We start from the raw sequence: 14572 nt of genomic DNA on the forward strand, positions 1-14572 counted from the left end.
TTACCGGGCTTCTATTTTAAAGTTACGAGGCTGTGGAGCTGGGGTGCCCGGACCGAACCAGACGTCATAGATTTTTGCCGCCTGGCCGTTTTTCTCCAGGGTTACCAGTTCATCGTTAACGGCTTTCAGCAGCGCCGTTTCACCCTTTTTCACCCCCACGCCAATCTCTTCTTTACTGAGCAGGTCGGGCAGGATTTTGAAGTCGGCTTTATCCGGCGCCTGCGCCAGCAGACCGGCCAGAATGGTGCTGTCCTGGGTAATGGCCTGCACGTTGCCATTGCGCAGTGCCGTCAGCGCCAGCGGAATATCATCATAAGAGAGGACGCGGGACTGCGGAAAACGCTGGTGCAGCGCCTGTTCACCCGTCGTACCTTTTACGGCGCCAATGCGTGCCCGGCTATAGTCATCAAGCTTGTCCGGTGATTTTGCCGGAACCAGGAACTGCTGGCCGGTGACAAAGTAAGGCGTTGAGAAATCAATGACCTGTGCGCGTTCCGGAGTGATCGTGATATCCGCCACGATGAGATCCGCTTTACCGGACTGTAGCAGCGGTATACGGTTAGCCGGATTAGTGGCGACCAGTTCAAGCTTGACGCCGAGCGATTTCGCCAGCGCTTTGGCGAAGTCCACGTCGTAACCCACGATCTCATGCGTTTTGGCATCAATCGAGCCAAAGGGTGGATTGGCATCAAACGTGGCCACTTTCACCACGCCTGCTGCCTTGATATCCGCCAGCCGATCGGCCTGCGCCTGCGCTGAAACCAGGCCCCAGGCTGCCACTAATCCCAGAACCTGCGCCCGTTTTTTAAACCCTTTCATTTTTGCAGCCATAGTCATACGCCATCCCGTTGTTTTTGTTTTACCCCGTTACGCTCCCATAAGGGAAAGCTATCGCCAAATAAGAAATCGTTCTTTGCTATGAGAAAAAAAGCATGAGTGAACAAGGTGTTAAAGAAGAGAGCAGACGGCGGGGCGCTATTTGCAGATCCTGCACATCGACAGTGGATTTTGATATTTCCCCGGGCGCAATTTGGGTGTTTAACTGAGGACAGGTTAAGCGAGAAGGGTAATGACGATGAAAAAATGGATAAGCACGTTACGGCGGTTTTTTGCGCCCCGACCAGTGAATGCGGAGAACAGCGCGCAACGTGTTCTTGAGTCAATACTGCCTGTCGCCAGCCTGTATGGCGTGGACGTAGCCAACATCGACCCGGAGTGGTTCCATGATAAAACGTCACGCTGAACTGCGCCGGACGCGCGAAATGTACTGGGATGAGCTGTGCGTGGTGTCTGTAAAGCGAGGATGAAGGGAATAATACCCAGGCTAATCCTCGGTATATGATGGCCGTTTTGTTACCACTATCTCCTTTCACAGATGGAGATAATAATGAAACGGACAGTATTAACCCCCGCGCTTTCTGCCTCCGCACTTCTGCTTACCATGCAGGCGGCACACGCTGGTCCACAGGCGCATGTTGTATGCAGTTATTCCCACACCCTCGGCGATGATGCCATTATGATGTTCGGCATGCCCAATGAGGCTATGCTGCACGATTTTTTTGGTAACGTGCACGCGGATGCTTACTCCAGCCGTGAATCTCTGCGTACCCAGGAAAAGACCACCTGCGATAACAAAGCAGACAGCTCGGCCTACTGGGCTCCGTCGCTAAAATTGCCGGACGGAACGGTGGTCAAACCCGCCTATCAAAAAACCTATTATCAGGCATCGAACGTTGACGCCTGGCCGCTTCATCCGTTCCCGGCGGGGCTGTCGCTGCTGGCGGGCGATCACCGCGGCACCGCGCCAAATCCGCATATCACCTTTTTATGCGCCAATGGCAAGGGCTACACCACCAGAACGGGTGAAGTCTGCGGCTTACGCAAGGCGAAGGATGCCGTGCAGTTTAATATCGGCATTCAGTTCCCGAACTGCTGGGACGGGGTCAACCTGAAGCCCGCCCACGGCCTGGCTAACGCCACCTACGATACGAAAGGACAGTGTCCGTCCGCCTTCCCGGTGAAGATCCCGACGGTGAACATGAATATTGCGTACGTGCTTCCGACAATTAGCTCTCTGGATACCAGCAAAGTCCAGCTTTCCCTCGACCCCATCATGCATGGCAGTGAGCGTGAAGAGCGGTGGGGGAGCCTGTATACGGCGCATGCTGACTTCATGAACGGCTGGACGGAAGATGCCGCGCGATTTATGACCGACCTGTGCATGAACCGGGGAATGGATTGCGGCACCACCGTGCCGTATGGTTATTCAAAAGCGAAGGCTAACGTCTGGCTCAGCAGCATGGAACCGGCACTTTCACAGCCCGATCCCCAGGTCTTACTGGTGCAGGATAACTGGAAGAACGGTGGACGCACGAAAAACAGCGAAACATTGTCGCTGGTGAAGTTCAACATCCCTCCGCTGCCTGTCGGACAGGATCCTGCCAAGTTTAAATACCGCGTGAGAATTTATGGCGGGAAAGTGGAAACTGACGGCGCGGATCAAATCTTCTTCTATCCGGCGAGTAACGACTGGGAACCGGCCACCGTGAGCTGGCAGTCACGACCGTCCTGCAACTATCGCTCGGATGCGGTGCTGTACCTGAACCACTCCCGGGAATACCGGATGGTGGACGTGGATAAAGCGGTGCGCAAGGCGCTGGCAGAAGGGAAAACCGACATTTCGTGGTATATCGGCGGCGATCGTCAGGGAAATCACTATCAGTTTGAGACGGGGTCATCTCCCCAAAGCCTGATCCTGATGCTGACCGGGTTTAGCAAAACGCCGGAGATCTGATAGCGGGTAGCAAAAGGCATTCATAAAAAAAAAGCACCGGGGAGCCCGGTGCTTTTTCTTCAGATCTTGCAGGCATCGCCGCAGTCGTCATCGGCGACAATCGCCTGGGCTTTTTTATCCGCATCGTCGAGACGTTCCGCGTTGCGCTCTTCTGCTTCATCCAGCCCGTTAAAGACTAAGTTATCGAGATCAATTTCCATGTGCCACCTGCGTTATTCAGTTTTTGATACTGGCATAGTATAAGTCAAAAAAAGCGGGCCAGGCACCCCTCAGCACATATGGATAATCCCTGCCATACTCAGTGATTTATTGCTGAGGAAAGCCGATGATTACACTCTGTAAAACCTGCGGTACCGCTTACGATGAACAGCCCAAAAACTGCCCGATTTGCGACGATGAGCGCCAGTATGTCCCGGTGACGGGCCAGACATGGACGGACTTCGACAGCCTTACGACCACGCACACCAACAAATGGCAACAGCTGGAGCCGCAGCTGTTCAGCATCAAAACTGTTCCCTCTTTTGCCATCAACCAGCGGGCGCTTCTGCTGCGTACGCCACAGGGCAATGTTCTGTGGGACTGCATCGCCAATCTTGACCCGGCGACCAGAGCGTTAGTTGACGCGCTCGGGGGGATCAGCGCGATCGCGATTTCGCACCCGCATTACTACACCACCATGCAGGAGTGGGCCGCGGCGTTTAACGCACCGATCTACCTGCACGCCAGCGATCGGCAGTGGGTGATGCGTGACAGCCCGGCGATACGCTTCTGGGAGGAGGACGCCCTGGAGATTATGCCTTTGGTGACTCTTCTGCGGCTGGGCGGGCATTTTGCAGGCGGCACGGTGCTGCACTGGCAGTCTGGCGACGGCGTGCTGCTGGCCGGTGATATTTTGCAGGTTACGCCCGGTAAGGACGCCGTGTCGTTTATGTGGAGTTATCCGAATATGCTGCCGCTGCCTGCCCGCACCGTTGAGTCGGTGATTGGTCGACTGACAGGGAAAACGTACCAGCGCCTGTACGGGGCCTTTGAAGGGCAGAACATCCCCGCGAACGCGGATGAGATCGTGCAGCGGTCGGGCCAGAAATATATTGCTTGTCTCGGCTAAGGCGCGGTGGTTAAATTTTACGAGTGTGATCGCGATCATACCTAAACTAAAACAGATAAAAGAGAAATGGCTATGCAACATATCATTGAAGGTTTTCTCAGCTTTCAAAAAGAGATTTTCCCGCAACGTAAAGAGCTTTTTCGTAGTTTAGCGTCCAGTCAGAATCCCAAAGCGCTGTTCATCTCCTGCTCCGACAGCCGTCTGGTTCCGGAACTGGTTACGCAACAGGAGCCAGGACAGCTCTTTGTCATTCGAAACGCGGGCAACATTGTGCCTCCGTTCGGGCCGGAGCCTGGCGGTGTCTCTGCGACCATCGAATATGCTGTTGTTGCCCTGGGCGTGACCGATATCGTTATTTGCGGCCACTCCAACTGCGGCGCAATGAAGGCGATTGCTGACAACGCCGATCTGGAGCCGATGCCGGCCGTTTCCCACTGGCTGCGCTATTCTGATGCGGCAAAAGCGGTGGTTGAGAAGAAAACATGGGATAAGCCAATCGATAAGGTGAATGCGATGGTGCAGGAGAACGTCTTTGCGCAGTTGAGCAATATCAAGACCCATCCGTCGGTGGCGGTAGGCCTGCGCAACAACGCCATTCGCCTGCACGGCTGGGTATATGACATCGAAAGCGGCAAAATCCTTGCCCTGGACAAGAACACTAAATCGTTCGTGTCGCTGTCGGAAAACCCGGACGTCTTCTTCGAGTAACCCGACCCCGCAGGGCAGGGAAGCTCTGTTAAAATTCCATGAATGGTAACTTCCTTCGCACGCCCGACGCAGGTTTTCCAGCCGCTTTCGCCATCGCTTTACCAATTTCAGCGCACTCAGACAAACCCTGAACAAAGGGATGATCGTGCATCAGCCAGGGGATCGCCCCAAAAGCGATGCGCCCCCGCAGTGATGCAGGCGCCAGCAACGTATAGTCTTCCCCCACGTCCGGGACGTCATCGCCGGTTTCCGCAAGCTGTTTACGCAGGGTGGGGAAGGGAATGTCCTTGTTTCTGAGTGGCTTTTGCCCGCGCGCATCAATAAACACGTCGAAGCGGTAACGCTTTTCTGCCGTGGTGATGACGGTCTGATCGCTGCCGATATCCAGGTCGTAATTATCACCGAGTGCGACCACGCTAATGATCCCTGCCTCGCGCAGCGCCAGTAAACGGCGGATAGACTGCGGTGGAATGGCGGCATAATTATCGATAAACACACGCTCCAGCCCGGATTTAAACCGCTCTCTGTCATGCTCACTGAGTGAAGGGACGATGGCCTGAACCACTTCATGCAGACGAAGCACGGTATAGCGCCAGTCAACGGTGCGTTTTTCGCGCTTGTTGCGCTCCACTTCTTTCAGATTCGCTTCGGCCCAGGTGAAAGGGCCATGCTTTTTACGATCCTCAAACCAGACATCACGAAGCGTGTCGGCATTCAGCGTACCGAGCGATATCGCCTGGCACCAGCGCGGATCGGCCAGCTCGAGCTCTTTCACCATCAGCGCAAAGATGCGGTCAAGCAGCCCTTCCGGGCCTTTGGCGATTTCGCTCTCCGCCACAGACTCCGTTAACACGGACAGCGGTTCATAAGGGATAGGGCAGTAGAAGTCGGCCTCCGGCAGAACGCCCGTGCGGGACATCAGGGTGATATTTAACCCTTCGCTGCCTTTATTGACAACGAACTGCTCCCCGCTAAACCGGCCATGCTGCATCACAACCGCCATTGCAGCGTCCAGCCCGCTGAGGGAGGTACCCATGATCCCCACCTCACAGGCTCGGACCTCCGCGTCCATCAGCCCTGACCATGGGCTTGGGAAATATGCGCGGGTGGTTTCATCTTCATCAGGCCAGACGTGGCCGGTGGCAACAACCGCAAGATCAAACCGCCTTGAGAAAGGGGCATCGTTCACTGAAAGGGCCACGCCGTCTGCATCAGCCTTAATATCCGTGACTTCTGCGTTGGGGTGCACCTCGACATGAAAGCCCGACTTTTTCGCCTCAGCAACGACGGCAAGAAACCGATCGTGAAAATATTCACCCAACAGAATACGCGGCAGGAATTGCCGGTCGTGCAGTTTCTCACTGTCGACGTTATAGCGGGCAAGATGGGCCGCACTCTGCTGTTTGAGCCAGTCGAGATAGGTAATAAAAATGGGCGGAATTTCGATACTGGCGATGTTCGCCAGCATCAGCCGGGAATTATCCTCGTCGCTGTAGGGCATCCCGACACCGGGTTGGTCTGCCTTTTCGAACACGGTGATCGAAAGCGGTGCTGCGTTGTTAAGAAGTGAGTAAAAGGTATAAATCCCTGTTGGACCTGAGCCGATAATGGCGATTTTTTTCATCGAAAGCGTTCCTGCATTTCTGAACCATAAAATAAGCGTAGCAGGAGAAAGGTTAAATCATTCAATGAAGGAAAAAATTAAGACGTTTTGAAGAGGGGATGTTGCGCCCCTTCCTGAACTTATGGGAAGGTCAATTCAATTGACCCTGGCTGATTAGATATGATTCTGCCTGATTTCTGAAAGGAAAGACTGTTTGGTCCCAGGTTTAACGATTATCTGTATGTGATGGGGGTTAAAAAGTACGGTAACTTCGCCGGCGGGCTTGACCTGCACAGCGTCAGTGAGGAGAACCAGCTGATTTTATCAGGAGAATTCTCCATCTTACGGTCAGTGTACTTTTTAACATGCAGGCTGATGCCGCCCGTGGAAGACAGCCCTGCTCGGGCTCAAAAGATGGCATAGCACACTGTACATCGGATGGTCGTTTTGTCTGCAATGACGGAAGTCTGAGCCAGTCGAAGCGATTCTGTTCATGTTATGGTGCCTCCGAACTGCCCCGGCAGGTAAAACCCTCCCCCTCCGCCAGGCAAGCGCAGACGAAAAAGAAAACAGCCGTGAAAGGCCAGGAGCAGCGTGTTGGAGAAAACAATGCGCAGTTCGATACACAACCGCGGCAACCTACATGCGCCCTTCTCTATATGGCCAACAAGCCCGGATTCACCCATTTACCCGTTTGTTCAGGAAATCAGTATTAATCCGCCAGTGTAAACGTTCTTTGTCTGTTATTCGAACTGATAAGACGCTTGCAGGTGGAAACCCACCTGAACGCGCTGGGCGACCTGTTACAGCGTCTGGCATTAAAGCATGCCGTTCGCACCTTCCGGCTACATGGCGAACTTACTGCATGGCTGGCGTTTATGCTTTCTGCATGAGTGATAAAAGGGAGGGAAAATCATGACCAGGGCTGAAGAGTTTTGTCGTTCCTGAAATGTGAACACTGGCAGATGGATGCGCACGCATCGCTCAAAAAACGATCTTTTTCAGGCGGATACTGAGATCAGAAAAGCATATGACCTTGAACAGTAATCACAATGACTGGAGGGATATGCTAATGAAGCGACAAGATATAAACGCATTAAAGAATTTTGATTTTCTGGCACGCAGTTTTGCCCGTATGTACGTCCTGGGTCAGCCAGTTGATATCGATGCCGTGACCGGCAATATGAGTAATGAACAGCAGGCATGGTTCCGGGAGCGATATGATCACTACCGAAAGCAGGCTGAGCGGGCGAGAGTGATAGAATTGCGATGAAGTAACGAACAACGGGCTTAACGGCCCGTTGCTTTTTTTAGGTTCCAGCTACATTTTGCAGGCTCCTGAGGTTGAAAGATTGTGCGGTAACCTCATATAGAAAGCGGGTAAGGAATATCTGCCCGTAAGACATGAACTTTTTGAATATTCTTTTTTACTGTTCAGGAGGTACATGATGACTCTGAGAGCTTTTCCCATGTTGAACGATCTCTCCGACTCTCTGTTTGCGGACCGTTTTAACCGTATCGATCGCCTTTTTAGCCAGCTAACCGGCAGTACGCCGTTGCCCTCCACGCCTTCTTACAATATCCGGCGGGTGGGTGATAACCGCTATGAACTGACGCTCAGCGTGCCGGGCTGGAAAGAGAGCGAACTGGAAATTGAAACCGTTGGCGGTCAGCTGAATATCAGCGGTAAACGTGAAGAAGAGAAAACCGAAAACGGCGAAGAAGGGTGGATCCATCGGGGTATCAGCCGCAGCGACTTCCGGGCCAGCTATAGTCTGCCGGAGCATGTGAAAGTAACCGGCGCTTCGCTGGAAAACGGCTTGCTGGCGATTGAATTACACCAGGATATCCCGGAAGAAGAGAAACCGCAGCGCATCGCCATCAACAACAACCCGGCGATTGAACATAAGCCGTAATCATTGACTTACGTTGTTTTCACGCCCGGCAAACGCCGGGCGTTTTGCTAACCTGATGGGGCTTATGCCATTCCGCTCTTTCGCTGCACGCGCGGGCTGGAGGTCACTTTCGATGTGCTTAAAAGGTTTGCTGCCTCTGCATGAGGCTGAACGGGAATGAAATGTGCGAGAAAACAGATTGGTGCGTCTGAATGGACTCGAACCATCGACCCCCACCATGTCAAGGTGGTGCTCTAACCAACTGAGCTACAGACGCAAAATGGTGCGTTCAATTGGACTCGAACCAACGACCCCCACCATGTCAAGGTGGTGCTCTAACCAACTGAGCTATGAACGCATTGTGTTGTCGGTGACAACGGGGACGAATATTAGCGGCACAGCCCCAAGGTGGCAAGAGGGAAAATGCATTTTTCTCTCTGATTTCACGCGATTGCTTCATTACCGCGCAAAGTGAAGAGAAAGTAGCCGCCAGCCGGCGGCTACTGTGTCATTAACGTGCAGCGCGCTGCAAAATTACCGCAGACGGCTGACGTTGCAGGAAGCGCATACGCAGCATCATCATAATGGCCGCAGACGTTAAGCCGATGATAAAGCCCATCCAGAATCCGGCTGGCCCCATGCGATCCACCACCAGATCCGTGAGCGCCAGAATGTACCCGCACGGCAGACCCAGCACCCAGTAAGCGATAAAGGTGATGAAGAAGATGGAACGCGTATCTTTATACCCACGCAGCACGCCGCTGCCAATCACCTGGATGGAGTCAGAGATCTGATAAATGGCCGCCAGCAGCATCAGATGCGAGGCCAGGGTCACTACCTCCGGGTTGTCGTTATAGAGCAGGGCAATTTGCTCACGCAACAGCACGGTAAAGAGCGCGGTACAGACTGCCATGCAGACGCCGACGCCGAGGCCGGTGCGGGCTGCCGTTTGCGCGTCCAGCGTCGAGCCTTGCCCCAGACGGAAGCCCACGCGAATCGTCACCGCGGCAGCCAGGGACATCGGCAGGACGAACATCAAAGAGCTGAAGTTCAGGGCGATCTGGTGTCCTGCGACATCAATAATCCCTAACGGCGAGACCAGCAGGGCGACGACGGCAAACAGCGTCACTTCGAAGAACAGCGCCAGCGCAATGGGTAACCCCAGCTGAATGAGACGGGTCATGAGCGTCCAGTCAGGTGCGCTGAACGAGGTGTCGTTACGAATGTCACGCATGGATCGCGCATGTTTAATGTAGGTGAGCATACAGCCGAACATCACCCAGTACACCGCAGCCGTTGCCACGCCGCAGCCCACGCCGCCGAGTTCCGGCATGCCAAAATGACCGTAAATGAAGATATAGTTCACGGGAATGTTCACCAGCAAGCCGATAAAGCCCATCACCATGCCCGGCTTGGTTTTTGCCAGCCCTTCACACTGGTTACGTGCCACCTGGAAGAACAGATAGCCGGGCGCGCCCCAGAGCAGGGCGCGCAGATAACCGACCGCCTTATCCGCCAGCGCCGGGTCGATATTATGCATGGCGCGAATAATATACCCGGCGTTCCACAGGACGATCATAATCAGGACGGAGACACCCCCGGCCAGCCAGAAGCCCTGGCGCACCTGATGGGCCACGCGGTCGCGTCGACCGGAGCCGTTAAGCTGCGCGATAACGGGCGTCAGCGCCAGCAGCAGGCCGTGACCAAAAAGAATGGCCGGAAGCCAGATTGAGGTTCCGATCGCCACGGCGGCCATATCGGTGGCGCTGTAACCACCGGCCATTACCGTATCCACAAATCCCATTGCGGTTTGGGCTACCTGCGCGACGATCACCGGTATGGCCAGTGCCAATAACTGACGCGCTTCGATCATATACTTCTGCACGTGAACACCTTTGTATTGTAGTTATTTGAGAGACTAAAAAGGCCGCCGTTACTGGCAGCAAGAAGAAAAAACAGAGGGATGCCAGCTATTGTAGCGGGGTTTAACTAATTATCTAGTGAAAAAATCGCCAGAAATTGCGCATCACTGGCAACCTGTTTTTTCAACTGTTATTGTGGTGGGATTATACGGTGTCATCGCCGTTCGGAATGAACAGGAGCTGTAAGCATGTTTACTGGTATTGTGCAGGGCACTGCCAAAGTGGTGTCCATTGATGAAAAACCGAATTTCCGCACTCACGTAGTTGAGCTGCCTGAATATATGCTCGACGGCATTGAAACCGGGGCGTCGATAGCGCATAACGGCTGCTGCCTGACGGTGACCGAAATTAACGATAACCAGATTAGCTTTGATTTAATGAAAGAGACGCTGCGTATCACTAACCTGGGTGAGCTGGTGGTGGGAGATATCGTCAACGTGGAACGCGCGGCGAAATTCAGCGATGAGATTGGCGGGCATCTGATGTCGGGCCATATTATGACCACCGCAGAAGTGGCGAAAATCGTGACCTCGGAAAATAACCGTCAAATCTGGTTTAAGGTGCAGGATCCGTCATTAATGAAATACATCCTTTATAAAGGATTTATTGGCATCGATGGGATTAGTCTGACCGTCGGTGAAGTGACGCCAACGCGTTTTTGCGTGCATTTAATTCCTGAAACGCTGCAACGTACTACGCTTGGCGCAAAAAAACTAGGGCAGCGCGTAAATATCGAAATTGATCCCCAGACCCAGGCGGTCGTGGATACCGTTGAGCGCGTACTGGCGGCGAAAGAGGCGGCGATAATTAAAACCATGGAAGAAGAATAAAAAATAACCCCGGTTAACCGGGGTTATTTTTTCAGCGAGCCACACGCAAACCGTGCTCAATCCCACGACTAAACACCACCTGCCAAAGCTGTATATCCCGCGCACGGAACGCGCCCGCACAGGCATTCAGATAATAGCTAAACATCCGTTTGAATCGTTCCGAATAGTTGTCGGCGATTTCAGGCCATGCAGCCTGGAAACGTTCATGCCAGGCCATCAGGGTGGTGTCGTAATCTGCGCCGAAGTTATGCCAGTCTTCCACAATAAAATGCGGTTCGCTGGCGTTCGCAATCTGGCGAACAGAGGGTAAACAGCCATTCGGGAAGATATATTTGTTGATCCAGGGATCCACATTGTTATCGGTGCGTTTAGAGCCGATGGTGTGTAGCAGGAAAATTCCCTCAGGCTTCAGGTTACGATCGGCGACCTCGAAGTAAGTCTTGTAGTTCTTCGGCCCCACGTGCTCGAACATACCTACGGAAACAATGCGATCGAACTGCTCGTTCAGGTCGCGGTAGTCCTGAAGCCGAATATCAACATCCAGACCCAGACAGCGTTCCTGCGCCATCTTCTGCTGTTCAGCGGAAATCGTGACGCCGACTACGCTGACGCCGTAATTTTTCGCCATAAACCAGGCAAGACCACCCCAGCCACAGCCGATGTCCAGCACACGCATACCGGGCTGTAACTGCAATTTATCGCAGATCAGTTGCAGCTTGTCCTGCTGCGCCTCTTCCAGGGTCGTCGCTTTTTTCCAGTATCCGCAGGAGTACTGCATTAAAGGATCGAGCATACGGCTGAACAGATCGTTGCCCAGGTCGTAATGCTCTTTACCGACGATCCACGCCCGTTTTTTACTTTGCAGATTGAACAGGCGGGCGGAGGCAATGCGTAAGGTATCTTTGAAATGACGAGGGAGCTGTTTTTCAAGACCGGCGCGTAATACGCTGGAGAAGAACATATCCAGCCGCTCACACTCCCACCAGCCGTCCATATAGCTTTCACCCAGCCCTAACGACCCCTCCTGTAACACGCGTTTGAAAAAATCGGGATGCTTTATCTGGGGATCGGAGGGGGATGAGCCATTAATCGTAATGCCCGCACGTCCCAACAGTTCACTGACGATCCGGGACCAGTTATCGTCCGGAACGCTGACTTCTTCTATACACGATGAACTCATAGCTTCTCCATCACCTTGCTGTGATCAGAACCTTAAAACAGCGTAGACGCTTTTTTGGTTTGTGAGAAATCTCACGGTAAATGCCCGCGAGGCTAATATCCGACGTAGAACAGAGGAAGGGAGATAACCCTTGCCGAAATGCCTTCAATGGTAAAACGGGAGCGCTCCGGCTCCCGTTAACACTTAATATTTATCGTATTTAATCGAACCAAATTTAGTATAGGCCGCAAAATTTGGTGATTCAACAGAAAATTGTTAGCAACCTAATCACTGGTATTTAACATAGTTTCCCGCGCAATCAGGCGTGCGACGTTTCTGTATGCGCGTTTTCACTCTGCTCGCGATGGGCTGAGGACTGCATGCGATAGCCCAAACCCGCCAGCGCAACGGTGACCAGCATCACGCTGGTAGTGGTGAGCAGCGGGGTTGCAATCAACGCAGAGACCACGAGACTTGCCAGGAAGCACAGGCCAAGTTGCAGGGTATTTTGCAGCGCGGCAGCGCGGCCTGTCGCCTGCGGAAATGGACGCAACGCCTGGGCTACAACAATAGGGTAGATGGCCCCGTTAGCGATCGCCATGACGCAGAACGGAATCAAAATTTCTGCAAGCCCGGCGCCGGGAATAAAGCCGACAGCCCAGGTCGCAATCACGCTTAGCGCATACAAAACCAGCAGCCAGGGCAGCATCTGTTGGCCTTCCCATTTTTGCAGCGCGGCGCGACAGCCATAGCCACCCACCAGGAAGGCGATGGTCTGTGGTACATAGCTCAGGCCGATAGCCGCCGGGCTGTAGCCCATGTCATGCAGAATGAACGGCGAACCGGTCAGCCAGGCAAAGAAGCTGGCAGAGCAGGCAGCATAAATCAGCACGTTACCGCGATAGGCTTTCGACCGCAGTAAAGAGGTAAAGGTGATGGGCTTTGCGTCCGGATGCGTCTCTTTTTTATGCGCAGGTTTAAGCCCGAAAGCAGGCAGCATCAGGACCAGCGTAATAGCAAAGAGCGTGGCGAAAATAGCCTGCCAGTCGAAATGCGCGAGGATCCAGCTGCCCAGTAACGGGGCAAGCGCCGGCGACAGGCCGACCAGCGGCATAATAGTGGCGAATATGCGGTTAGTGCGCGAGGCGGGGTAGTAATCGGTCACCAGCGCCTGCCAGGTCACCGCTGCGGCGCAGACGCCGACCGCCTGAATAAAGCGCAGCGCCAGCAGCCAGGCGGCATCGCGGACCCACAGCATGCCCAGACAGCCTACGGCAAAAATCGCCAGACCCAACAACAGGACGGGCTTACGGCCGAAACGATCCGAGAGCGGCCCCCACAGCAATTGCGCAAAAGCAAAGCCGGCGAGGAACAAACTTAAACTGGCGCTGATGGCGGCGGCAGGGGTTTGCAAATCTTCCTGCATCGCGGCGAACGCGGGCAGATACATATCGGTCGCCAAAAAGCCCAGCACGCTTAAGCCGCCGAGCCAGACTAAAAATCCTTTCCTGGGTTGCACTGTTTTTTCTCCTGAGGAGGCAGGTGTACGTTGGCGCAGAGTGTAGGGAGTGCAAAGCGGCTTGTGAAACGCTAATATTTGGCGGGTGCATTCAAAAATTTTGCAGGCTAAATATGTGGTCAGATTATTCCCTTGAAGTGGTTGATGCCGTGGCGCGTAACGGCAGCTTTACCGGTGCCGCCCAGGAGCTGCATCGCGTTCCCTCGGCTATCAGCTATACGGTGCGCCAGCTGGAAGCGTGGCTGGCGGTCCCGCTGTTCGAGCGGCGCCATCGCGACGTGGAGCTCACGCCTGCCGGAGCGTGGTTTTTGAAGGAAGGGCGGTCTGTTATCAAAAAAATGCAGATCACCCGTGAGCAGTGCCAGCAGATCGCCAACGGCTGGCGCGGGCATCTCGCTATCGCGGTGGATAACATCGTTAAGCCGGAGCGGACCCGGCAGATGATCGTCGATTTCTATCGTCATTTTTCCGACGTCGAACTGCGTGTTTCGCAGGAAGTGTTCAACGGCGTCTGGGATGCGCTGGCGGACGGCAGGGCGGAGATGGCGATTGGTGCAACCCAGGCGATCCCGGTTGGGGGGCGCTACGCGTTTCGCGACATGGGCATGCTGAGCTGGACCTGCGTGGTCGCACGCGATCACCCGCTGGCGGCGCTGGAAGGTCCGCTGAGCGATGACACCTTACGCAACTGGCCCTCGCTGGTGCTGGAAGATACCTCCCGCTCGCTGCCCAAGCGCATTACCTGGCTGCTGGATAATCAGCGCCGCGTGGTCGCGCCGGACTGGGAGTCGTCGGCCACCTGTCTGAGCGCGGGGCTGTGCGTTGGCATGGTGCCGGTGCATTTTGCGCGCCCGCGCATCGATGCGGGAGAGTGGGTGGCCTTGACGCTGGAAAACCCCTTCCCGGATGCCGCGTGCTGTCTGACGTGGCAGCAAAACGACGTCTCGCCCGCCATGGCCTGGCTGCTGGATTATCTGGGCGACAGCGAAACGCTGAACCGGGAGTGGTTGCGGGAACCAGCATAGCTGGCCCCG

Annotated in this window: 15 protein-coding genes and 2 tRNA genes; 9 read left to right on the forward strand and 8 right to left on the reverse strand. The window is 54.3% G+C overall.

Going from position 1 to position 14572, the window contains the following annotated elements:
• Positions 1-831, reverse strand: a complete 831-nt coding sequence (locus IMQ56_RS06570; RefSeq protein WP_044488997.1) for an ABC transporter substrate-binding protein — start codon at positions 829-831, stop codon at positions 1-3.
• 244 nt (positions 832-1075) lie between these two features.
• Here IMQ56_RS06570 and IMQ56_RS06575 point away from each other — a divergent pair, with 244 nt between their 5' ends.
• Positions 1076-1243 (forward strand): hypothetical protein, encoded by a 168-nt coding sequence (locus IMQ56_RS06575; RefSeq protein WP_032653328.1) that lies wholly within the window; start codon positions 1076-1078, stop codon positions 1241-1243.
• Positions 1244-1387: 144 nt separating this feature from the next.
• Positions 1388-2794, forward strand: coding sequence for a DUF1996 domain-containing protein (locus IMQ56_RS06580; protein ID WP_196063608.1), 1407 nt, complete (start codon positions 1388-1390; stop codon positions 2792-2794).
• A gap of 59 nt (positions 2795-2853) precedes the next feature.
• Here IMQ56_RS06580 and IMQ56_RS06585 read toward each other — a convergent pair whose 3' ends face one another.
• Positions 2854-2994: a hypothetical protein gene (locus IMQ56_RS06585; RefSeq protein WP_003857665.1), complete on the reverse strand. Its 141-nt coding sequence runs from the start codon at positions 2992-2994 to the stop codon at positions 2854-2856.
• Between the two features lie 125 nt (positions 2995-3119).
• Here IMQ56_RS06585 and IMQ56_RS06590 point away from each other — a divergent pair, with 125 nt between their 5' ends.
• Together IMQ56_RS06590 and IMQ56_RS06595 are read left to right on the forward strand one after the other, a co-directional pair.
• Positions 3120-3902 carry an MBL fold metallo-hydrolase gene (locus IMQ56_RS06590; protein WP_017384617.1) on the forward strand — a complete coding sequence of 261 codons (783 nt, stop codon included), beginning with the start codon at positions 3120-3122 and terminating at the stop codon, positions 3900-3902.
• A gap of 72 nt (positions 3903-3974) precedes the next feature.
• Positions 3975-4610 carry a carbonic anhydrase gene (locus IMQ56_RS06595; RefSeq protein ID WP_015570694.1) on the forward strand — a complete coding sequence of 212 codons (636 nt, stop codon included), beginning with the start codon at positions 3975-3977 and terminating at the stop codon, positions 4608-4610.
• Positions 4611-4638: 28 nt separating this feature from the next.
• Here the strand turns inward: IMQ56_RS06595 and IMQ56_RS06600 are convergent, their stop codons facing one another.
• Positions 4639-6234, reverse strand: coding sequence for an FAD-NAD(P)-binding protein (locus tag IMQ56_RS06600; protein WP_196063609.1), 1596 nt, complete (start codon positions 6232-6234; stop codon positions 4639-4641).
• 749 nt (positions 6235-6983) lie between these two features.
• Between IMQ56_RS06600 and IMQ56_RS23115 the strand changes: the two genes are divergently transcribed.
• The 3 genes from IMQ56_RS23115 (at position 6984) to IMQ56_RS06610 (ending at position 8129) form a co-directional block, all read left to right on the forward strand.
• Positions 6984-7106: a hypothetical protein gene (locus IMQ56_RS23115; RefSeq protein ID WP_255353781.1), complete on the forward strand. Its 123-nt coding sequence runs from the start codon at positions 6984-6986 to the stop codon at positions 7104-7106.
• Positions 7107-7285: 179 nt separating this feature from the next.
• Positions 7286-7486 (forward strand): cell surface composition regulator GlgS, encoded by a 201-nt coding sequence (gene glgS / locus IMQ56_RS06605; RefSeq protein ID WP_026094313.1) that lies wholly within the window; start codon positions 7286-7288, stop codon positions 7484-7486.
• A 172-nt stretch (positions 7487-7658) separates the two neighbouring features.
• Positions 7659-8129: an Hsp20 family protein gene (locus IMQ56_RS06610; RefSeq protein WP_026080712.1), complete on the forward strand. Its 471-nt coding sequence runs from the start codon at positions 7659-7661 to the stop codon at positions 8127-8129.
• A gap of 179 nt (positions 8130-8308) precedes the next feature.
• Here the strand turns inward: IMQ56_RS06610 and IMQ56_RS06615 are convergent.
• The 3 genes from IMQ56_RS06615 to mdtK all read right to left on the reverse strand — a co-directional run bounded on the left by IMQ56_RS06615 (position 8309) and on the right by mdtK (position 9993).
• Positions 8309-8385 (reverse strand) — tRNA-Val (locus tag IMQ56_RS06615).
• A gap of 4 nt (positions 8386-8389) precedes the next feature.
• Positions 8390-8466, reverse strand: a tRNA-Val gene (locus IMQ56_RS06620).
• Positions 8467-8619: 153 nt separating this feature from the next.
• Positions 8620-9993 (reverse strand): MdtK family multidrug efflux MATE transporter, encoded by a 1374-nt coding sequence (gene mdtK, locus IMQ56_RS06625; RefSeq protein ID WP_017384611.1) that lies wholly within the window; start codon positions 9991-9993, stop codon positions 8620-8622.
• A gap of 225 nt (positions 9994-10218) precedes the next feature.
• On the opposite strand from mdtK, the gene IMQ56_RS06630 reads away from it, so the two are divergent.
• On the forward strand, positions 10219-10860 hold the full coding sequence (locus IMQ56_RS06630; RefSeq protein WP_047726940.1) for a riboflavin synthase: 642 nt from the start codon (positions 10219-10221) through the stop codon (positions 10858-10860).
• Between the two features lie 31 nt (positions 10861-10891).
• Here the strand turns inward: IMQ56_RS06630 and cfa are convergent, their stop codons facing one another.
• Complete coding sequence (gene cfa, locus IMQ56_RS06635; RefSeq protein WP_017384609.1) at positions 10892-12040, reverse strand: cyclopropane fatty acyl phospholipid synthase; 1149 nt, start codon at positions 12038-12040, stop codon at positions 10892-10894.
• A 298-nt stretch (positions 12041-12338) separates the two neighbouring features.
• Positions 12339-13538: a purine nucleoside transporter PunC gene (gene punC, locus IMQ56_RS06640; protein WP_047726942.1), complete on the reverse strand. Its 1200-nt coding sequence runs from the start codon at positions 13536-13538 to the stop codon at positions 12339-12341.
• Between the two features lie 113 nt (positions 13539-13651).
• Between punC and punR the strand changes: the two genes are divergently transcribed.
• Positions 13652-14563, forward strand: a complete 912-nt coding sequence (gene punR, locus IMQ56_RS06645) for a DNA-binding transcriptional activator PunR (RefSeq protein WP_003857638.1) — start codon at positions 13652-13654, stop codon at positions 14561-14563.
• Positions 14564-14572: the final 9 nt, after the last annotated feature.

The sequence above is a fragment of the Enterobacter sp. Res13-Sevr-PEC09-46 genome (assembly GCF_015672585.1).
Classification (GTDB): Bacteria; Pseudomonadota; Gammaproteobacteria; order Enterobacterales; family Enterobacteriaceae; genus Enterobacter; species Enterobacter hormaechei_C.

Excerpts from the sequence above, each read along its gene's own strand:
- punR (WP_003857638.1), top strand. The coding sequence starts at position 13,652 with ATGTGGTCAGATTATTCCCTTGAAGTGGTTGATGCCGTGGCGCGTAAC.
- IMQ56_RS06590 (WP_017384617.1), top strand. The coding sequence starts at position 3,120 with ATGATTACACTCTGTAAAACCTGCGGTACCGCTTACGATGAACAGCCC.
- IMQ56_RS06570 (WP_044488997.1), bottom strand. The coding sequence starts at position 831 with ATGGCTGCAAAAATGAAAGGGTTTAAAAAACGGGCGCAGGTTCTGGGA.
- IMQ56_RS06595 (WP_015570694.1), top strand. The coding sequence starts at position 3,975 with ATGCAACATATCATTGAAGGTTTTCTCAGCTTTCAAAAAGAGATTTTC.
- cfa (WP_017384609.1), bottom strand. The coding sequence starts at position 12,040 with ATGAGTTCATCGTGTATAGAAGAAGTCAGCGTTCCGGACGATAACTGG.
- IMQ56_RS06585 (WP_003857665.1), bottom strand. The coding sequence starts at position 2,994 with ATGGAAATTGATCTCGATAACTTAGTCTTTAACGGGCTGGATGAAGCA.
- glgS (WP_026094313.1), top strand. The coding sequence starts at position 7,286 with ATGAAGCGACAAGATATAAACGCATTAAAGAATTTTGATTTTCTGGCA.
- IMQ56_RS06580 (WP_196063608.1), top strand. The coding sequence starts at position 1,388 with ATGAAACGGACAGTATTAACCCCCGCGCTTTCTGCCTCCGCACTTCTG.
- IMQ56_RS06575 (WP_032653328.1), top strand. The coding sequence starts at position 1,076 with ATGAAAAAATGGATAAGCACGTTACGGCGGTTTTTTGCGCCCCGACCA.
- IMQ56_RS06630 (WP_047726940.1), top strand. The coding sequence starts at position 10,219 with ATGTTTACTGGTATTGTGCAGGGCACTGCCAAAGTGGTGTCCATTGAT.
- IMQ56_RS06600 (WP_196063609.1), bottom strand. The coding sequence starts at position 6,234 with ATGAAAAAAATCGCCATTATCGGCTCAGGTCCAACAGGGATTTATACC.
- IMQ56_RS06610 (WP_026080712.1), top strand. The coding sequence starts at position 7,659 with ATGATGACTCTGAGAGCTTTTCCCATGTTGAACGATCTCTCCGACTCT.